The 20,897-nt window shown below is 52.0% G+C and carries 14 protein-coding genes and 1 tRNA gene; 9 read left to right on the top strand and 6 right to left on the bottom strand.

Annotated features, from left to right (window positions below; genetic code table 11):
• Positions 1 to 6: 6 nt before the first annotated feature.
• The 9 genes from CI070_RS07505 (at position 7) to CI070_RS07465 (ending at position 16,880) form a co-directional block, all read left to right on the top strand.
• On the top strand, positions 7 to 8,787 hold the full coding sequence (locus tag CI070_RS07505) for a hypothetical protein (RefSeq protein WP_094136413.1): 8,781 nt from the start codon (positions 7 to 9) through the stop codon (positions 8,785 to 8,787).
• Between the two features lie 89 nt (positions 8,788 to 8,876).
• Positions 8,877 to 9,812 (top strand): phage capsid protein, encoded by a 936-nt coding sequence (locus CI070_RS07500; RefSeq protein ID WP_256943553.1) that lies wholly within the window; start codon positions 8,877 to 8,879, stop codon positions 9,810 to 9,812.
• 87 nt (positions 9,813 to 9,899) lie between these two features.
• Positions 9,900 to 10,211: a hypothetical protein gene (locus tag CI070_RS07495; protein ID WP_102747129.1), complete on the top strand. Its 312-nt coding sequence runs from the start codon at positions 9,900 to 9,902 to the stop codon at positions 10,209 to 10,211.
• 6 nt (positions 10,212 to 10,217) lie between these two features.
• On the top strand, positions 10,218 to 10,469 hold the full coding sequence (locus CI070_RS07490) for a hypothetical protein (protein ID WP_094136410.1): 252 nt from the start codon (positions 10,218 to 10,220) through the stop codon (positions 10,467 to 10,469).
• 65 nt (positions 10,470 to 10,534) lie between these two features.
• Positions 10,535 to 11,092 (top strand): N-acetylmuramoyl-L-alanine amidase, encoded by a 558-nt coding sequence (locus CI070_RS07485; protein WP_179218392.1) that lies wholly within the window; start codon positions 10,535 to 10,537, stop codon positions 11,090 to 11,092.
• Between the two features lie 3 nt (positions 11,093 to 11,095).
• Complete coding sequence (locus CI070_RS07480) at positions 11,096 to 13,171, top strand: hypothetical protein (RefSeq protein WP_094136408.1); 2,076 nt, start codon at positions 11,096 to 11,098, stop codon at positions 13,169 to 13,171.
• A complete protein-coding gene (locus CI070_RS07475) occupies positions 13,164 to 13,565 on the top strand; it encodes a hypothetical protein (RefSeq protein ID WP_094136407.1) in 402 nt (133 codons plus the stop codon). The genes CI070_RS07480 and CI070_RS07475 overlap by 8 nt, the downstream gene beginning before the upstream one ends.
• A gap of 6 nt (positions 13,566 to 13,571) precedes the next feature.
• Positions 13,572 to 14,150: a hypothetical protein gene (locus CI070_RS07470; RefSeq protein WP_094136406.1), complete on the top strand. Its 579-nt coding sequence runs from the start codon at positions 13,572 to 13,574 to the stop codon at positions 14,148 to 14,150.
• Between the two features lie 3 nt (positions 14,151 to 14,153).
• Positions 14,154 to 16,880: a hypothetical protein gene (locus CI070_RS07465; RefSeq protein WP_094136405.1), complete on the top strand. Its 2,727-nt coding sequence runs from the start codon at positions 14,154 to 14,156 to the stop codon at positions 16,878 to 16,880.
• On the opposite strand, the gene CI070_RS07460 is transcribed toward CI070_RS07465, so the two are convergent.
• The 6 genes from CI070_RS07460 to cobS all read right to left on the bottom strand — a co-directional run bounded on the left by CI070_RS07460 (position 16,877) and on the right by cobS (position 20,894).
• Complete coding sequence (locus CI070_RS07460) at positions 16,877 to 18,088, bottom strand: tyrosine-type recombinase/integrase (protein WP_094136404.1); 1,212 nt, start codon at positions 18,086 to 18,088, stop codon at positions 16,877 to 16,879. The two genes, CI070_RS07465 and CI070_RS07460, sit on opposite strands and share 4 nt — an antisense overlap.
• Positions 18,089 to 18,251: 163 nt before the next feature.
• Positions 18,252 to 18,334: transfer RNA gene (locus CI070_RS07455), tRNA-Leu, on the bottom strand.
• A 260-nt stretch (positions 18,335 to 18,594) separates the two neighbouring features.
• Positions 18,595 to 18,726, bottom strand: coding sequence for a hypothetical protein (locus CI070_RS14125; RefSeq protein ID WP_256943552.1), 132 nt, complete (start codon positions 18,724 to 18,726; stop codon positions 18,595 to 18,597).
• Positions 18,727 to 18,776: 50 nt separating this feature from the next.
• On the bottom strand, positions 18,777 to 19,367 hold the full coding sequence (locus CI070_RS07445) for a bifunctional adenosylcobinamide kinase/adenosylcobinamide-phosphate guanylyltransferase (RefSeq protein WP_094136402.1): 591 nt from the start codon (positions 19,365 to 19,367) through the stop codon (positions 18,777 to 18,779).
• A complete protein-coding gene (gene cbiR / locus CI070_RS07440) occupies positions 19,342 to 20,157 on the bottom strand; it encodes a cobamide remodeling phosphodiesterase CbiR (RefSeq protein WP_179218391.1) in 816 nt (271 codons plus the stop codon). Before cbiR ends, CI070_RS07445 begins: the two co-directional genes overlap by 26 nt.
• The gene (gene cobS / locus CI070_RS07435) at positions 20,154 to 20,894 is read right to left on the bottom strand and encodes an adenosylcobinamide-GDP ribazoletransferase (RefSeq protein WP_094136400.1); all 741 of its coding nucleotides are present in this window, start codon (positions 20,892 to 20,894) and stop codon (positions 20,154 to 20,156) included. Before cobS ends, cbiR begins: the two co-directional genes overlap by 4 nt.
• Positions 20,895 to 20,897: the final 3 nt, after the last annotated feature.

The raw sequence follows: 20,897 nt of genomic DNA, 5'->3' as shown, positions 1-20,897 counted from the left end.
TTGACGATGCGTAATTTGTTTGATTCAGGAGTGGTTGAAAGCTTCAAGAAGACGGTTTGGAAACAGAATGAGGAAGCCAAAAGAAAGGATTTTTGGACTCAGGATGCCGTGGAAGGGGAGAATTCCCTTCCACGTGAACAGGAGGACAGAAGAAAGGCTGAGGAGGAAGAGGAAATAAAAGCATGGTCGTATGAATCTCCGGATACTCAGTCTATGATTGGCTCGGATGGGGTTTATGAAGGAAGGAACCCTTTGCCGAAGAGGAATATGAAGTGGCAAACGAGGGGGGATTTGAGGCCGCAGGCGGGAAGAAATGCGCAGTTGAATGTTCCGGATGAATCCGGGCATGTGGATTTGAGACCTCCGATTGTGAACAGGCCGCAAGTGGGGCCGGAAGCGCAGTTGAATTTCCTGTCCGACGAACAGGCGAATGAGATGCAGAGGCAGCTGGAAGAGAGGGATGGGGGTGTTCACCACGTGCCGGGGAGCGGGATTATGAATGACCGGCAGTATTGGCGGGTGTTGAATGACTGGCGGATGGCCGGCGTGGACAGTCCGCATTATTACGTTGAACGGGCCGCTTTGAGGCGTTATGAGAAGAATCGCGGAATAGATGAAGGCTCCGTCGCCGCGGCGGGAGATGTGAGAAAAGCGCGTGCGTGGCAGTTGCTGGCGGAGATTGGGGATGGCGCGGATTTGGATGCCGGACAGGAGCAGGAGGTGGATCAAGTGCTGGGAGCCGGGACGGTAAAATTTTACAGGGGGCTGAGTCAGGAAGAAAAGGATGAGGTTTTGGTGGACGGTTATGACCGGGCGTTTGTAGGGGCAAGCACTTCACTGGGCCGGGCATATCTGGCTCAAAAGCTGGGGCTGGATACGGATGAGGCTTCTGTCATGGCGGCGGAATTGCGTCGTCAGGCGGGAGTGGGACGCGCCAGAAGGGAACAGGTGAAGAAGGATATGGAAGATGTATGGGGAGAGATCGTGGCGGCGACGGGAAGCGGGAAGGAGTTTTCTTTAGATCCCCATGACCATCAGGGACGGAGTCCGGAGTTTCTGGCAGGCGCGGCCCGGATGGCGGAGAGCCAGAAGAAGGCGGCGGCTTTAATCAGGGAGTTCGCATATGGGGAAGACGGCAAGAGTCCGCATGCTCAGGGGGTAAGGACTGGTGTGACGGGGGTCCGGGTAATGGGATTTAGTAAAGAGGGAGATGGCAGCTGGCTGGTATCGAAGCTGGTCGAGTTGAACAGGGAGGATCCTGTAGCGTATCAGATGGCTTTGGAGGCTGTTCAGGGGCTGGTGATGAAGGATTCGGATGAGCACGGGCTGATGAATCGCTATTTTGAATCTCTGCCGTGGGGGGGACTGGCCAAGAAGGGGATGCAGCTCATGTTGAAGCCTGAGTTGCATAAGAATATTTTTAATGCTGCTTCCAATGTGGCCGGAATGGCTGGCGAGGCTGTCTTAGGCACGATGAGGGCCGCGTCGCATAAGAAGATGATGGCTGATGCGGAGCGGCGCAAGAGATTGAAGGCAGGGGGTGCCATGACGCCGGGAGATTACATGTTATGGCGGAAGGCTCAAGAGAATCCGAATGTGTTGAATGGACCGGAAGTTAATGATCCGCAGTGGGTTCAGCGGGTGAATCAGGTGGCGCAGGATTTACAACGGGTACGTATGGGGCAGTTTCAATCAAGGGGTAAGACTGTTTTAGGCAGGTTTATTGAAGATGCGGGTTCGGTTGTTGGCGGGGCTGTACCTTTTATGGCGAGTTTTGGTGTTTTGCCAGTTTTGCAGACGATGGAGCAGGAAGAAACGGGGTATTTGGCAAAGGGCGCGGAACCAGCGAAGGCTGCGTTGGCGGCCATGGGCGAAGGTGTGGGGATGTGGGCGGCCAATATCTGGGGGCTTGGAAAAGGCGGGAAGCTGGTAGGGAAGGCTTATGACAAACTGATGAACTGGGCCGGGAAGAAGGCGGGCTACAGGGGGCTTCTGGCGCGTGCTCTGGAAACAGACCGCTGGTGGGGGCGCGGCCCCTTGTTCGTGGGGATGGAGGGCGTTGTTCTGCATAGCCAAACGGTGATGGAGCCATATGCGCGGTATTTGGCGTCCAATATGTTTACCGGGGGGGACGGGAAGAGTTTTAATGAAGCTTTGGCGGAAGCCAAAGAGGCGATGACGTGGAGGAATTTTCTGGTGGGACTGCCGATGTCCGTACTGCTTGGGTATGGCCGGTATGCTCAGAATAGCCCGTTCCGGGCTTCCCAGGCGGCTATTGCGGAGTTTAACAGGATGAAACTGGAATGGGCGGATAGCCGGGAAGCGATGGAAGGAGGCGGTTTTGCCGAAGCGGATATTAAGGCGATTCTGAATGCAAAGAATGACGGGGAAAGGTTGAAGTTGTTTGATTTGGGGTTGGAGCGTTCTGAAATGATGAAGATGGTCCGGGAAGGAAAGGCCAATGTGGAGAATGATATTGCTCTGATGATTGTTCCGGACAGCAATGAAGCGAACATGTTGATGGAGATGGGAGCTATTCCCAGATTTGAGATTGTGGATGGAAAGGTGCGCGTTTATGGCGCGGAGTCCATGGATTTTAAGGGGCAGAAGGAGGAAGTTTCAGCCAGGGATTCCGTCGGGGCTGAACCGGGCAAGGAAATCAAAGAGGAATCAGGAGGTGAAAATGAAGGGCAGGAACGAAGAAGGAGGACTGATTATGTGGAATTTAACATGGATGAGGCAGGATATTATCTGACGGCAAAGGCCCGGGAGTGGTATTCCAATCAGGATTTTACCTTGAAGAATGCGGTATTGGGCAATGAGGCCGTGGATTATTTCGCAAAACGGTGTGATGTGCAGTTTGAAAAATCCGGAGAGTTGATGACGAGACGCTATCTGGAACGAATGGCGGATGAGGCTCTGAACCGAGTGAATGAACGGCGGCATTCCAAAGATATGTGGAGCAGGGAGGAAGCGGATGCTCAGGAAGAGGATGTTGTGTTGTCCGTGTTGCCGGGGTCTTTCAGGAACCGCGTGGAGGTGGCGATGAAACGCAATGAATTGAGCCGGAACCCGCAGGAAACCGGAAAAATCACCCAGAGGGAAATTGACGCCCGTTCCGGGGATTACGGAGTGCATACTCCCGCTTTTAATTATGAACTGGAATGCGGCAAGAAGGTGATCCGGTATTATGAGGGTGAGGCTACGTTTCTGGATCTGGTGGAGGAAATGGCGGAATTGTATGTGAAGGGGGAAATAAAGGCCGGGCGTGAATTGGGGTGGTTTGCCGGGAATTTAAAAGAGACTCAGGAGGCTTTTAAGGCTCAGGGCGTCAGGCATTGGATGTTGGCTGATGTTGATTTGCTGGATGGCAAGAGCGGCGTGAAGAAGCAGGAACTGGCCGTTGTGGAGGGGATGAGCAAATTGATGCAGGCGGTGCATGTGGGCGAGTTCAGGAAGCGGAAATTGCCGGAGAGCGTGCAGCGTTTTTTGGAGATTGCCATGGCGTTATTGAGAAAGGTGGCGGATATGGCAGGGCTGGCCGGGGCATTCCGGAAGGCGGTGGATTCAGGAGCCGTGAAGGGCGATTTCGCTGCTTTCGTTTATGATGCCGTGGGGGCGGATTTTATTCAGACGCGGTATGATGCCGGTAAAAGAGAGTTTCAGAAGCGGCTCAATGAGATTAAGGGAAAACCGGAGCGGATGCTTGGGTTTTATGACTTGCACGTAGCCTATGCGGAACAGTATGGGTTGGAGAATTATTTGTATCAGCTGGAACATCCGGATACGGACAAGTTGCAGTCAGACAGCAAGTTCCTGAATTTTGTCGGGGAGAAGATGAAGCGGGAATTTGAGGCTCAGGGAAGGGAGTTTTTTGAAAAAATGAAAGGCGCCTCCCTGCAGGAAATGAAGGATGTTCTCAAGGCCGCCAGAGCATGGAACAGGCGGTATAAAAATATATATAAATTGCCGGAAGAGGCCGGAAAGACTGTTTCCTTTTCCATAACGGATAAGCTGGATGAAATGGGGAAGGATGCCGGGAAACGGAAGGTGATGGATTTTGTGGATATGGTGGTTTCCAGCGATGTTCCGGATAAGACCAGTCTGGGTGTTGTGGAGTATCGTGGCGCATCCGTGCGAGAGATTGCCGATATTAAGGCCGGTCTTGGGATTGATGTGACGGGGATGGTGCATGAGTTCCCGGCTAAAAGTATCGCGCATGCGCTGAAGAGTCATGGCCATGATTCCGAGGCGAAGAGGAGTCAGCTGAATTTAACCAAGGAGGATATCAAGCTGGCTCTGGACGTGTTGGATCATTATGACCGGGTAGAGTTTAAACCTAAGGGTAAGAATCTGTCATCCGTTATTTATGTAAAGGAGTATCCGCATGGGGAGATTCATACGGTGGAGCAGGTGATTGAGACGACAGGCCGACGCAGCAAAAAGCCCAGGCTGACGTTTAAGACAGCCTGGGTTAAGAGGACGGCGCCCGCCGGAACCGAACCCGGCGTAGAAGGGGTTTATACTCCCCGACGCCGCAAGGGTAGTATGGCAAATGAAGGGGGAAATGTCAATTCTGTTGCGGAAGCACAGGAACAGGGTCTGTTTCGGGACGGCCATTTTGAGGCGGGCAACGCGGTGATTACGGAACCGGGGGTGACGTTTTCCATTACTGCCCTGCATGCCTCCCCTCATTCTTTCCGGAAGTTTTCTACGGATTTCATGGGTAAAGGAGAAGGAGCGCAGGCGTATGGCTGGGGGCTGTATTTTGCCCAGAATCCGGAGGTGAACCGGGATTATATGAACTGGTTCGCGCAGGATAATGCGACATGGAAGTTCGGCGATGTGGAGACTTCCGATATGGAGGTGATGCATCAAGCCCTGGATGACAGGTTGTTGCCGAAGGATGCCCTGCCGGAGGTGAAGGAAGATGCGAGTGATATGATCTGGACTGTTCTCGGCGATTTGTCTGACGCCAGAGGGGATGAAGGAAAGATAGATGCGATTAAGAAAGAGTTGCGCGAGGACATTCAACATTCCATGGAATACGGGAGGACGTACCACCAGACGCTGGAGAAGATGGTCCAGCTGCACGGCGTTTACCGTTCCCTGATTGATCTTCTGGACGAGATAGAGGTCAGGCCGGGCATGCCATCCAACTACCGCGTGGAACTGAATGTAGAGGATTCCGAGCTGCTGGGCTGGGATTACGTGGACGAGACGGTTCTTGCCTTGTTGAAGGATTCCCCGGTGGAAGAGGTGCGGTATGCTTTGGAACGTGCCGAAAGACGGGCGGATTACCGCGGCGAAAACGTGAGCGGCAAAGACGTTTATCAGGAGTTGTTCGATGCTTTTTGGGATGGAGAAGATGGCACGAAACAAGAAGCACAGAAGGCCGCCAGCGTGTCTTTGCTGTCCAGCGATATTAAAGGCATCAGGTACGCAGACGGCTATACCCGCGGGAAAGTGGAGGAAGAGCAGACATATAATTACGTGATTTTTGACGACAACGATATTAAGATTACAGCGTTTGCGGATGAGTCCACCGGGGGAGAGTGGGCGGATTATGTGGATGGGTCGGCAACGTTTTCCGTGAGGGAAGATCTTCTTGGAGATATGAAACGCCAAATGGAGAAGACCCGGAGTGATGCCGTGCGTGAGTATTGGCGGCATGTAACGGAGAGACTGGAAAGGGAAGAGCTGGCAATGAGGGCGTTGATGTTGAAGCCTAAAGGGAGCGATGAGTTTTTAAGGGCGCGCATCGCGGAAGCCCGGAGCATTATGAAGGTTGCCGTGGAGACATTGCCGGAGAGCGTGCGCGGTAAACTTGCGGGGCAGGAACAAAAACTGGAACGATGGATGAAGCTGCTGGAAGGCGGAGCGTTTCATCCCGGCTATACGTTAGCTAGGCATGATGTAGAAAGATTGGCCGTTGATATGGGGATTATGCCTGAGGAGATGCCGTTTTTCATCGGGAAGAGAGTAGATGAATTGGTGTTGAAAACTTATCGGCGTGCGGCTGAGGTGATTGAACTGTATGTAAGGGATGGTCTTTTTGCGGAAACAAGGAAGATGATTTCCGAACATGAAGCGGTGATTGACGAGAAGACGCGGAAGTTCAAGGTGAGCCGTCTGGGTGCCGCTCCTACGGAGTTTTTACGGAGTGTGATTAAGCCTGCGGTTTATGCGACACATGCCGCTGCTGAGAAAAAGGCGGCGGAGTTGAGTGAGCGCTTGAGAATGCTGGAAATGCAGTTAAATGAATTTAAGGATGGAAAAGTGGTTTCCGGGATGGATGCGTTGATGAAGGAACGTATGAGGTTAGAAGGAGAGTTTAATTGGTGGATGAATTATTCTGCCGCCCGCAGCAGTGACGTAAACAGAATGCTGGGTATTCATGAGGCGGTGAGCGCGTTTATCAGCCGCAACGCGGAGGTTTGGCAAGCGCACCTGCATGAAAAATTGGAGGGATGGAAGAAGGTAGGTAAAGCGTTGATGGATGAGTTGCCGAAGGATGTGAATCAGAAGAACATGCATCTGGCAGAGGCAGAAATGACAGATTTGGGGACGGATAGCGAAACAGGACGTATTAAGAGAGGGGTGCTGAGTAGTTGGCTGGATAATACGGTCAACAAATTGCAACAGTTGGGCGACGGTCCGGGAGGTGAGTTTTTCCGCAAGTTTAAGGTAGAGTTTCTCAATGTGACCAATCGGACGCAGGCATTGCGTGCCCAGCAAGTGGAGAAGATGCATGATGTGATGAAGAAGCTCAGCGGGGCTACGTCTGAAAGAATGTTGAACCAGTGGTTGGCAGAATGGGATACCAAGGTGGATTTGGGGCTGACGTTGCGGGAAAAGGGAGTGAAGAAGACGAAACTGACGATTGACCAGGCGGCGAAGCTTTTGGAAAGGCGAGAAAAGAATCCTTGGTGGGGTGTGGATATGTATTCTCAGAAGGCGATTGATTTGCTGAGGGAAGAGTATGAGGCATGGGGACGCGGCGAGAATCGGGCGCGGAAGTGGTTTGAGGTGGAAGAATGGTACGATATGGATCCGCAGCCCATGCCGAAGCTGAGCCGGGATCAGGCCCTTTTTGTACTGATGTGCATGGATCAGCCGAACGTGTTTGATTCCCGGATTCCAGACAGGATGACGCCGATGAGGCGCAGGGGGTGGACGGATGAGCATAAAATGAAGCTGGAAGAGTTTATAGGCCCGGAGGGGATGGCTTTGAAGAGTATTTTGTTTGAAGAATATGCTCAGGTGGGAGATATGATCAGGCCGCTTTACGAAGACCGCTACGGAGTGCCTTTCAGCAAACGCCGGAATTATTCCCCGCTCCGCTGGATGGTGGATGAGACGAGGGATGATAGTGAACTGGCTTCCATTCTTGGCGACGACGGCACGATAGCCGTAGGCAGGTCTGACGGTTTTCTTTCTGTCCGGGATGAGAGTCACCAACGATATCTGAACACGACGCAGGGCGCGCTTGCTCTGTTTTGGAAGCATCATGCGAATGCTGTTAATTGGGTATGCACTCAGGAGATGGTAGAACGGTATCAGGGGATTTTGAGTGATCCATCTGTAGCTCAGAAATTGAAGGTGAATATAGGGGCATTGGATTACCGGGGTTTTCAAACGTTAATTAACCGGCTGGAACATGGGGGTAGGGATGCTGTAGCCGAACTGGATGCGGCGGAAGTTGTGAAAAATCGCATTATGAATGCCCGTGCGGTGAGCGTTTTGGCTGGTCAGGTGACGTCTTTGTTGAGACAAACGACGGCAGTATTTAATGCCCTGCATGGATGCGATTTGAGCACGGCGGAGTGGATTCACGGAATGTCCCGGGTGATTAGCGGGAAGTCTGTGTTGAGCGTTCGGGAGTTGTTTTCTTCCGATTTGTTTCAGGCAAGGAAGGATGGATTTATGTATTCCGTCCTTTTGGGATATAAAAAGCAGCTTGGGGGCAGGCTGGGACTGTTGGAACAGTTGAGCGAGAAAAGTATGAATGCGTTAGGCTGGCTGGATGCCGGATGCAATGCGGTGAGTTTTGCCGCGGCATTTGACCATTATTTCCGTCAGGGCGTGGAACAGGGCATGAGCAAGCCGGAGGCGATGGAGTATGCTCGGGATGTGATAGAAGAAGGGCTTTCTACGGCTCAGCCGACGAATTGGACGCAAATGCCAAAAATGCTTGAAAAGACGAAGGGGATTTTTTCTGAAGAATGGTTTTTGATGTCGGAAACGCTTCAACGGGGGGCGACTGTGTTCAGTTTATGGAAAAGAGGCAAAAAGAAACTGGCGATGCGGAGCTGGCTGGTTCAGGGGGTGGCTATGCAGGTTCTTGGGTATTTGATTAATAATGTCATGAGACCGGGGGGCGATGATGACGAGAAGAAGAATCCGTTGAATTATCTGCCGGGGATTGTACTGGGGCCGTTGAATGGAGTGCCGTTTTTAGGGCGTGGCGCGGATTGGCTGATTGAACAAGCGGCAGATATTTTTGATTTAAAGGTTCAGACTAGGACGGGCATTGCCGGTTCTGAGCTGGAGTTTATGATTAAAGATTTGACGGGATTATTTCAGGATTTGGAACAGGTGGATAACTGGCAGTCAGTAAGGATGAAATCCCGGGGAGTTGCTACTTTAGGCAGTATTACGGCCATGCTGGGGGCATGGCGGAATCCGCGTGGCGGGGCGATTACTTCCGTCAGTCTGGGAATGGCGACATTGGCTAATTATCTGAAACATCTTGCCGGGATGGCGGAGAAGTGGTTTGGCGAGTAAAAATCAGTAATGGATAGGTTGGGACATTTTGCGGTAGGTGTATCATTAGCAGGATAGTTTTTTATTTTGCCTTCCGTCATGTTTCAGGCATGGCAAATGAATTGACATCAGAAGACATAAAGACAATCCAGTATAGTCGTAGGTTACGGGCATCTCTGCAACAGACGGCTTCTAGATTGCGGGGACGATGCAGAGTGCGTACCGGGTTGAGAGACAAACTTGTTGAGATTTCAACTATTGGAAAGCGTACTCTGACCAAATCGACAGACGGCAAAGGACAAACGCCTGACAATGCAAATACATTTCAAAAACGCTGGATGTATCCGGAGTTTTACGAAGATGGATATGTCCATGACAAGCAGTTTGATTTGACATCTCAATTAGCGGATCAGGTTTTCAGCGAAACGCAGGATGCCATGCTGGCCGCTTGTGAGCGCACTATTGATGATCGAATGGTTAATGCTCTTTTGGGGGATGCCTTGGTTGGAGCACACGGAACGGATAAACTGGCATTACCCCCTTCTCAGATAGTTGCTGTAGATGCACAGTATGAACCTCTTGGAAAAGAAGAAACGGGAATCGTTACTGGCCTGACGTTTGATAAAATACGTCTTGCCAAGAGAAGGTTGATGAAGGCTGAAGCCATGAAACGCGGTGATAGTGCGTTTTTGTTGGTTTCCGTTGATCAATTAATGAGAATGCTGGGAGATGAAAAAGCTTCCAGTGAACAGTATGTGGCTGTGAAGGCATTGATAGACGGTGATTTGAAGACATTTATGGGGTTTGAATGGATTGTCACCGAAGCTTTGCCTTATGACGAGGAATCAAAGGTGCGAACTTGCGTAGCTTACGTGAAGGATGCTTTAGAATTTGGCTTCTGGGAAGAGTCCCGAAGTGAAATCAGTAAACGTGCTGATAAAAAGAATTGCCCGCAGATTTTCACTTCAATAGCTCTTGGTGGGGTACGAGCCGAAGATAAAGGTGTAGTAGCTATTAAATGCTACGAAGAAGCGGATGTAGCGTAATGAAACCGTCCTGAGGATTTTTCTCAGGACATTTAATATAAATAGCTAATAGTGAATAAAAGAATCAGAAAAAAGAAGTTGAAAATCATGAAAAAGCTTACTGATGAAGAGAAAAAGGCGGCTATTGAGGCCGGAAAGCAGGGCGTGAAAGATGCCTATCAGAAGACGGAAGGCAAAGGATTGAAATGGTGGGAACGGCTGTTGTGGCTGGTTCTTGCCTGTCTGGTTTATGCGGCATCTGCGCTGTTGGGCGGTTGCTCTACTTCTGCCGGTATGAGCCTGTCTTCCGAACAGGGGATGCTGGTGGTGTCCCGTGACGGGAAGACGGGGGCTGTGGTGGTGTCCGTAGTGAAGTCTCAGGATGAAATAGCTCCTGTTGTTCAATCGCTAAAGAAGTAAAAGGCTATGTGCAAACTTTCCGAAGTGCCGGCACGTTTTTTGGAAATCGCTAAGGCGTCTCCGGTGATTGCCTGTGTCATGATGTCTTTGGCTATTTGCGGCGGGGCGTGCTGGTACATCGGGGAGGTGGTCAGCCACCACAATGACCGGCTTTGTGATTTAATGACCATGCAGACGCAGGCTCAGGTAGAAACGGCTAAAGCCATTCAGTTGTTGGCTTTAAGGGTAGAAGATATCGAGAGGAAGTTTGAGAAATAAATAATGTCTTAAAGAGAGATAGTTATGGCAAGAAATAAGAAAAATAAAGGGAAAGGATGCGGGAAATGAAGGTTGTTGCTTTGAGCATCGGGCATAGCCCGCAGGATGGCGGGTCTGTAATGACTTCTCGGAAGCATTCAGAGTTTTCTTTCTGGACGGCGCATATTGGCAAGGTGAAGGATGAGTTGGAGCGGCTGGGTTATGAGGCTGTGGTGTGCAACCGGTCTGAGGCTGGGGGAACGACACCGATTTACGCGGCTCGGAGGTGTAATGCCGTTGGCGCGGATTTGGCCGTAGAGTTTCATTTTAACGGCGCAGATACGGGAATTGGAGGGACGGAAACGTTGTATTGGTACGCCTCCAAAAACGGGAAGAAAGCGGCTGAACTGATACAGGCGGCAATGTGTGATGTACTGAAGTTGCCGGATCGCGGTTTGAAGCCGGTTAAGTTTAAGAGTGACAGAGGGTATTATTATTTTAAGGATACTCGGATGCCGGCGTTGATGCTGGAACCTGCGTTTGCATCCTCCCATGTTACGGATTGCGACAGATTAGAAGAGCGGGTTGACGCGCTTTGCGTAGCGATTGCCCGCGCCATAGATGGGTATTTCCAACAGGTGTAAGATATGGTTGAGCTGAATACGTGGGCTGGGCTGGAACCCGCCGTGATGGATATTAAGACGGTGAGCGGTCTGGCTCAGGTGTTTGAGCTGACGCTTACAGATTCTGCGGGGAGTGTGGTAGATTTGGAAGGCGTGACTTTCAGGGGGGCCGTGAATACGGCTCCCCTGCGGGAATTGATGTGCTCCGCAGAAGGGGGGAAGGTATTGTTTGGATGGTCTGGCCTTCCAGCCGGGCGGCATAGTTTCGATTTGTTCTTAGTGACGGGACAGGTGGAAAAAGCGTTGGTTCGGGGGGCATTTGTGGTTTCCGGACGTGTAATGCCTCCGTTAGATCAGGAAAGTTATTCTGTTAATCATGCGGCTACGTTGGTTTTGCCGGATACTGCGGATGGCATTATCCTTGTTGAATTGTCAGAAGTTGGGCTGGTAGATTTATTGAGCCGAAAAGCCGGGGCATTTGCCGAAGAGGCAAGAGGTCATGTTTCTTCCATTCGGGAACTGAAAGAATTTATTGTACAGAAATTAGATGGTTTTGAGGATGTTGTAGTTACGGCTACTACGGCTATTACGGAAGCTGGGAAGTCTGCCGTGGCATCGGTGGAATCTACCCGGGAAGAAGCGGTTCAGGCGGTGGAGGAAGCTAAAGAGACGGCTACCACGACCATTACGGAGGCTGGGAAGTCTGCCGTGGCATCGGTGGAATCTACCCGGGAAGAAGCGGTTCAGTCGGTGGAGGAAGCTAAAGAGACGGCTACCACGACCATTACGGAGGCCGGGAAGTCCGCTGTGTCATCGGTGGAATCAGGCCGGGAAGAAGCGGTTCAGTCGGTGGAGGAAGCTAAAGAGACGGCTACCACGGTTATTACGGAGGCCGGGAAGTCCGCTGTGGCATCGGTGGAATCTACCCGGAGGGACGCGGTGGGGACGATTACGCTGCTTGTTCAGCGTGCCGAAACCGCTAAAGAGGCCATAGTTCAGGCGGAAAATCGTATTAATGAAGTGGGGACTAATGCCGCGACCTCCGCCACCAATGCGGCCAATTCCGCGACGGCGGCCCAACAGGCTCTGGCGGCCATGCCGCAGGTGGATGCCTCCGGCAACATGACGCTGGCCGGCAATATCACCGCCGCGGGAGGCACGTTTGACGGGACTGTCAACGCCAACGGAGGGGTGAACATCCCGCAGGCCGTGGGGGCGCCGACCAATGAATCCGGCGTCAATCGCCTTTACGCTTCCGGGCTGGCCGCCGTGACGGAGGCGTTTGCTTCCCAGAGTTTCCTTTCCAGTTTTAATTCATACGGCGCGGCCGCAACGGTTGAGCAGACCGTTCCCGGATGGTGCTTTCGGTTGAAGCAGACCGCGGAAGGCTCCTGCACGATTAAGGTTCATTTTCTTAATCCATTCCTGGGCGTAAGCAATTATTCTGGATGGTGCGGGTTTGTGTTGCCTCTGGCGGCGGGCAACACGGGCAGTACTGTCGCGCGTAAAATTTCTTTTTCCATTGGCAAACGTGGTTCTGTGGTTGAGAAGACTGCCGAATCTCTGGATATGTTCACGCTGTCTCCGGCTCCCGGTAGTACCGCGAGTTTCCCGCGGTTTGTTGATGTGACGTTTTATTTGCAGTCTGACGCGTCGTCTTCTCCTGCTGGATATCCCGTCCGGGTCAGGGAGTTGATGTATGACACGGCGGCGCGGAAGTGGGTGGTGCATGAAACGCAGTCCGTAATTCCGTCGTTCAATACAAATCCATCGGCTACCATGTTTTTAGCTTGTGTTCAAAACAGGGTTGCCACCAGTGGAGCGGAGGCGGGGTTGTGGATAGGGTCTAATGCTTACGATACCCGCCGGCTGTTGTGCATTGCCGATCTGCACGCTCTTCAAGACAGTTTTGATTTTACCGGAGTAGATCGGGTTTATTGGGATAGCTCCGGCATCAATGCGTTTAGCTTCATTGGGGCGATGCGTCAACTGACAGTTCCGGGGTATAACCAGCCTAATGGCTCTTATGCGGCGTTCCGAGCATTGGAAACCCGGTTGATACAGTCAACTTCTACTTACGAGTTTACGCCTTATGAATAATTCCGAGATACAAATTCAATTCCCCCAGCCTGGCAACTGGCAGGAATTCACCCTGACAGCCGTCTATCAGGACGCGGACGGATACACCCGGACAGCCCGATATGCTCCCGACGAGATACCCGCGGACCATGCCCCGGCCATGGAGGCCGTAGTTGCCGCGCTGGTGGGCATGGGTGAGGACTGGCAGGCTTCCCAAGTATGGGCGCGGTTAGGTATGGTGTGTACGTATGATGTTGCGGATGAGCGTTATAAATATGTTCTTGCCGTAGATTTGACCGTTGAGGCCGTCAATCCGCAGGGCGGGCGCAGGGTGTTCACTTCCTGTGATTACCCGGAGTTCGTCATTACCAACCCTGCCGCCGTGGCATTTTTCAAGTTTTTCACCTCCAAATAATAAATAATGAATATCAGTATTTTAGATATACGCGAAGAAGCATATGAAGCCTTAGGGGTGACAGAATTGCCGGGTTGCGAGCATCCTCATTATGAACAGTCATTAAAGATCATCAAGGGGGTATTGTTGAGATGTCTGGAAGGTCATTCGTGGTATTTTGCACGAAAGCGGGTGACATTATCCGGGAATGATGGAGTGTTTGCTCTTCCTGATGATTTTCTTTTGATGTTATGGTGTTCAGCAAAGAGCTATGAACTGCTTGGCCGTGAATTAAGGTGTTTTGCAGGAAATTGTTTAGAGGTGTTGTATATCTCCCGGAGTTGCGTGGACGCTTTGGAGAATAACGGTGTGGCAGATCTGCCGGCGTATTTCATAGAATGCGTTGTGTGTAAAACGTCAGAACGTTTGGCCGTGATTGTGTCAGGCAGTATGGATAAGAAGCTGTCTTTGCATAAGTTATACGATGTTGTTTTAGATGAGGCAAAATTGGTTGATGTCAGGCAGTATGCGAGTAATGGGCGGGTTGTGGCTCCGCTGGATGCCATGATTGGCGTGGATGGTGATTTTTTCCCCCCTACTTATTGATTTATGAAGTTTAGCAGGTTTGGTTTTGGTTCCGGGCTGATGTCCCGTGATTTGGCTGGCAGGATTGATGTGGACGGTGTTTCACGCGCATGCGTGGAAATGAAGAATTTTGAGTTGTTGCAATCCGGTGCCGTCCGCAGGCGTTTCGGTAGCCGGTGGTTGGCGGATTTATCCGGACGGCCTGTTGCCATGCGAGCGTTCCGCTGGTCGGACGGGATGTTGTCCGTGGTCGTGGTGCTGGACGCGGAGTTGATTATTTTTTCTGAGGATGGTGTCAAATTGTTCCGGTGCGCTTATGATTCTAATGGCGGCATTGTCCGGATGCGGCAAATTAATGATCTGGTTATCATTACCAATTCCAACAGATTGCCCGTGAAGTTGACGAACCGGGGCGGCGTGTATGATGTGGCAGAAATTACGTGGGATCATTATCCATTAGAAGGGAGTTTTAATCAGTCTTTCCCTTTGTCGTTTTCCGGAGTGAATTTCAGGGTAGCGGATGCCTGGGATTTTTGCGAACGAGGGGAGACCGGAGAGAATACATTGGAATCGGGGGAGGAAGTGGTAGAAGTGGACAGGAAGACTTATAGCTTTGGCTTTCAGCAATATGTGAAGCAACATGGATATAAGCTGAATAATGAGTATATTATCATTGTACAGTATCATTCAGGGAAGGGGGTTTATTATTGGGAAAAGGCCAGTTTGACTACGGGCAAGTCGGAAGCTTATTATAATTATTTCCCTTCCGTGACGGTGGCGGGCGGCATGACCTATCGTTTGAATTTTCCGGGTAAATGGGCAGGTACAGTCATTATAGAGGTTTCTACCGATAACGGATCTTCTTGGAAAGAACGTATCCGATTTGACGGGAAACTGACGGAATTAGAAGAAACTGTAGAACGGGATACATTGTTGCGGTTTAAATTTTATGAATATTCCAGTAATTCCAACTGGACGGAACAGCCTGTGATAGAGGTTTTCCGCAGGATGACTGTAACACCTTCCGAAGATGGGGATGTGATTTGCGCGGAGTATGACGGTAAGATGTTTTGTGTAGGCGACGTACTGGCAATACGGCATAAAATCAGCGAACGGAAGAGGTATTTCGATGTGAGCCAACACATGAATGGATTGTCGGCGGCAAACCTCAAGACAACGAGTTATGCTATAGGTAAAAAGTTGTATTCCGATATTTCCGGCATTCGTAAGTATTGGACTTGCGTGAAGGAATGGACTGCTGATTCAACGGTAGCAAGCGGTGCCGATTTGGATGCGTGGCCGTCTTATTTTGAGCCTGGGATAGAGTTTTTCCGTTCGGTGGTGAGCGGGGAATTTGAGTTTGGGTCTGTCAATAAATCCGATTATAATTTGTGGGCAGTTCAGACTTCTTCTGATGGTCTGAGGTGGGAGAACATGATTACCAATGTTGATTCCTATACGCCTAATACGGAGGTCATTTTAACGGGCAATAATGATGGCGTTCCTTTGTTGATGAGGTGCGTTATTTTAGAGCATGACGTTAATCTTGCCGTTAGTAATATGGGCAAGAAGTATTTTAAGCGTAAGAGGTTTGATTTAATCAATTATGCGGAGATTGTTTCCTTAAAGGATGATGGGACAGGACAAGTGACCCTGTTAAATGATCCTGACATGTTTGACGTGCGCCATTGCTGGGAGTGGGATTTTTTTGCATTCCGGAAGCAAAACGGTTTCCCTGTAACATGCGTGTTACATGCCGGGCGGCTGGTGTTCGGCGGCACGTCCGGACAGCCTCTGACGCTGTGGTTTAGTGCCGTGGACGATTATTTCAATTTCCGTACCGGCGATAATACGGCGGATGCCATGTTATTAACGCTTGTGAGCAGTCAACAAAGCGAACTTGTGTGGGCGGCGAGTTCTGGAACGGCTTTGCTGTGTGGGACAACCTGCGGGGAAGTGGCCGTCAGGTCTATTAAAGCCGACGTACTGAGCAGTTCTTCTGCCGTAGCAGAACAGCACAGTAATTGCGGAAGCTTTTCAACAAGTGACGTGTTAATGACTACGGATTCGATCATGTTTGTTGATCGTTCCGGAAAGAGGTTGAGGCGCATTAGTTATTCGATGGATAATGAATTTTATTTCGCACGCGATATGACCGTATTTTCCTACGGCGTGTTGAGCGGAGGAATTAACGGAATGGTATGGCAACGTGCGCCGGAACCGGTGGCGTGGGTTGTTCCGGAATCCGGGGAGTATGCAGGTAAATTGATGGGGATGCTGTATAATCCGGATCAGGAACTTGCTTCTTGGTTTTGCTGGGATTTTGGGGGGGATGTTGTTGGCTTGGCCTGTACGGCGACAGGTAGGGCGGTGGATGAATTATTCCTTGCGGTGCAAAGGGATGGGGAAGTTATGCTCGAAAAGATGGATTGGGAAGCCCGCGATTATGATTGCGTGGGAAAAAAGAGTGTGCCGTTTACTGCCGTATTGAGGACGACCCAAATGGATTTGCCGGAGTTTAGCGGAATGAAAACTGTTACTCCGAAAGTGAGCGTGCTGATGGATGAGGTGGATTTGACTGGTGCCAAGTGTGGCTGTGGTTCCGGGAGTATGCAACTGTTCCCTGTGAGTGAGGGGAACGGCTGGGTGAATGTAGTGGCTCCCACGGATGGGCAATATAAACGTGCCTTGGAACTGAGCATTGCACGGGGGCATGGCCTGATTCTGGCCGGTGCCATCAGCAACGACTAGAATGAGGGCAATTTGTTGAAGGCTTCTTCCGATTCCCGCAGGGAGAAAGCGGCGTATCCTTCATGGATCTTCGCTGAATCGTGACCTACTATTTTCTGTACAATCATGGGCGGCACTCCCGCTTCATGAAGCAGAGTGGTAGCCGTGTAACGTAGACTATGAAAGGAAAGGGCGTTTTTTTGCCGGGTTTTGTCCTGAGAAGTTCCATATTGTTTCTTATATCGTTTTCCGGCAAGAGACGGATCGCGTTCAATAAGACCGCAGGTGAAGAGGATTTTTCCGAATTCGTTGGACAGGGCGGATGATCTTCCCGTGCGCTGGTATTTTTGAGCCGCAGAGGGGTGTATGTACTCGTTGATGCGGTGGGGGTATTTTTCTTCCAGCAAAGCGCGTAAACGGTTCCACAAAGGGACGACAAGGGATTTGCCGCGTTTTTGGGTGCGAAAGTGGAGAGTGCCTTTTTCAAAATCTACGGCATCCCATTGGAGGCAGGCAATATCTCCCAGCCGTTGGCCGCCTGTATATAGGGAGGTGAGTATCATACTGCGCCATTCCTCGTTGCTGTTGTTCAGGATAAGTTGAAGCTCTTCTAAGCTAAACGGGCGGCGGGAAACTTCTGAGGAAACGGCGCGGGAAAGGGATGAAAGATGCGTCACCGCTTCGCAAGGGTCAGTGTCCAGCAGGTTCAATTTTTTTGCGATGCTGAAAAAATGGCGGATGGCACTAAAATGTTTTTTTCGGGTGGACGGACGGAAACGGCTGTTCAGCCAGTTTTGAAATTCGTCCATCATAAGAGATGTGACGGAATCCAGCGGAAGAGCATCTTTTTCTTCTATCCATTCAAAAAAGAGGCGCGTTGCGTCTCTGTAGTTCCGGTAGGTGGCTTCTTTTTTTGATTTGGACATGAGGGCGAGCCTCTCTTCAATCCATTCCCGCACGGATGGAAGCCTGAGCGTATCATTGCTCAGGTCAGCGAGTACGCGCCGGATATGGGTAGCTTTGAGTTTTTGATTGGCGGTGCGTTCGTAGGTATTGGCGATCTCCTGAGCAGTTTCCCGTAGTTCCTTGGCCGTTTGTTCGGAACCGGGAGGCGGTTCAACTGGAATCTTTGTGGAGCGGGAAACAGTTTTCCACGCGCCGTCAGGGAGTTTGCGGGCAAATTGAGCAATCCAGAACCGGGACGTTGGAAGATGTCTGATGATAGCCACGGATTACTTACACAATTTTTTACACAAAACGTCAACGCATTTTAGCGTTCCCCTAGTAAATGGACGGAATTTGTGGACAGGGGGAAACGATGTAACTCTTTTGATATTCAATAGGTAGAATAAAAAAAGACTGCCTCTAACGAGGTAGTCTTTTTGTTGAAGTTGGTACCGCCGGTGGGACTCGAACCCACACTCTTTTGGAACTCGATTTTGAGTCGAGCGCGTCTACCATTCCGCCACGACGGCACATGAGGCAAAAGAATTAAGAGGCAAGAGGGCCGGAGAGTCAAGAATTTCCTGTGGAATATAGTGAGCCGCGGAAAAAACGGAGGGAATTTCCCGCGGATTCTCTCCGTCATGTTTCCGGTTGGAAATAAGTGTTTGAGATAAGCAGCGCACGGCAGCGTTAACGTTCTGGTTGATCACGTGTTTCCGCTGTTCCTGTCGGTAAAAGGCTCCGGTGTTCCAGGCTTTGGAGATGGCCCGGTTCAGACCGGCGTTGACGTTTAAGGTATGGCGTCCCGGATGGATGCCGGATTCCTCATGTAGTTCCTGCCTGTGCCACGAGTTTCCCGGAAGCGTTTTTCATGGATGATGAAAGCGATGCCAACATGGCACAGGGTGATGATACGCTTCATGTCCGGCATTTTCTTTTCCTGACCAATGGGAGCATCGTTCTCCGGGTGGTTCAGCCTTTTTTCACGGTCAGGGGCAGCCCCGCGACCATGAAGTAAACTTCATCCGCGCTTCTGGCAAGGAGTTGGTTGGCAATGCCGAGCCCGTCGCAGTAATGGCGCGTTTCCGCATCTGACTGGCTGATGCCCATGCCGGTTTCAGAAGAAACAAGCACCCATGGCACGGGGGATTGGCGGATGAGTTTTTTCAGAGCTTCTATTTCCTCAATCAGCGCTTCCTGGAACGGTTCGTAGTCCGTGGGGTCCTTCTGTGCGTACAGGGTATTGGAGGCAAGCAGGGTGACGCATTCCAGAATGACGCCGTCCACCTGGTCCAGCAAGCCGGATTCCCTGACGGCGGAAGCTACATGACGGGGACATTCCAGCGTGAGCCAGCTTTCAGGACGGCGTTCCCGGTGCTTGCGCACGCGGTATTCCATGGAGCCGGTCCCGGGCCACACTTCCGCCGTGGCGACGTACAGGATTTTTCCCCCGAATCCGGCGGCTATTTGTTCAGCGTATTGGCTTTTGCCGCTTCTGATGCCGCCCAGGACGAGCGTCATGCGTGCGGTATTGGCGTCAGTGTTTGGTGATGTAGCGTTCATGGGATTCCAGCATGGCCTGGTGGGAGTTCAGAAAGTCGTCCAGGCTGAAGACTTCCAGGGTAATGGGGGGGGAGAATCGGATATCCCACATGGGGTGCAGGATGGCGTCCAGCGTGGCGGGGGGCATGTGGTGCAGGGATTTGTGGTCCCTTTTTTCCAGCCCGTGCAGGTGGCACATGCGTATGTCCGGCAGCCAGAGCGGCAGCAGTTTTTCCGGCCGCAGACCTTCCTTCCAGACATGGCCTATGTCAAAGCAGCGGGAATGGGGAGTGGCGGAGACCAGTTTGTCCAGGTAGTCGGTCGGGTGGCGTTCCAGATTTTCCAGGGCCAGGCATTCCGGAGCGGGCAAATGGGGCGTTATTTGCTCCAGGCTGCGGAGGATGCGTTCCGTTTCACGCTCCGTAAGGTGGGGGCGCATGTCCGGGCCGGGAATATGGTCCGTAACCACGTGCATGACCCACGTGTGGGGTTCCAGTTCCCGTGTCAGGTCAATGGCGCGGATGATGTTTTCCGTATAGCGGCGGCTTGATTCTTCCGTGGCGAAACCGCCGTCCGTGGGCAGGTGGACGTTCCATTTGACCCCGGCATCAGCGGCGATGCCGGCCAGTTCCCGTATTTCCGCAGGAGTAATGAGTTCTTTGCCGCAGTCTCCGGCTTCCAGCAGGAGCAGGGCGACATCATCCGCGTAATGGACGCATTCCCTGATGGCGGGCACGTAGTAGTCCGGGATGATGAAGGAGGTGCAGCCGATGTTGAGGCCAGGAACGCGGCATTTGTGCGGAGTTTTCATAAGGTGCAGAAGGTGAGCAGGACGATCCATTCCGTGCATTCCACGGTACAGCCGAACACATCCCCGGTGACGCCGCCCAGGCGGCGGCGGGCATACAGGAGCAACGCCGTGGAACCGGCCAGGGCGGCGAGCAGGGCGTACAGTCCGTGCCATCCTGCCAGCGCACAGGCAGCCAGGGTGACGGCGGCGGCTATCAGGGCGTGAACGGGGCGTGTCCCCTGCTTGAAAGCTTCCCCCATGCCGCCGGGGCGCGCGCCCGGAAAGCGCATGGCGATGAAGATCTGGCTGCGGGCCAGCAATCCTGCAAGAGCGCACGCCGTGAGCAGAAGTTCCCGGGAATCGCAGGCCGCCAGAGCCGCCAGAGCGGCTCCCTTGAATGCCAGGTTGAAGAACAGAGCCGTGCCGCCGAAGGTTCCCAGGCGGGAGTCTTTCATGATTTCCAGCCGGCGTTCCCTCGGCACTTCCACGGGCAGTCCGTCCCCGCAGTCCGCCACTCCGTCCAGATGCAGTCCGCCCGTGACGGCTACCCAGCAGGCGCAGCCGATGACGCCGCAGACCAGGGGGGGAAAGAGCAGGGTGGCCGCCCAGGTCAGGACGCCCGCCAGCCCTCCCACGACGAGTCCGACCAGCGGGAGCCATGCGGAGATGCCGTTCAGGTCGTTTTGCAGCGGCCACGGTCCTACCGGAAGCCGGGTCAGAAAGCCGAAGGCGGAGCGGATGGTGGTGATGACAGTCATAAA

Origin of the sequence: Akkermansia muciniphila (assembly GCF_900184965.1) — a bacterium.
Classification (GTDB): Bacteria; Verrucomicrobiota; Verrucomicrobiia; order Verrucomicrobiales; family Akkermansiaceae; genus Akkermansia; species Akkermansia muciniphila_A.
The sequence above is the reverse complement of the archived record's forward strand: the minus strand, read 5'-3'. Positions and strand labels throughout refer to the sequence as shown.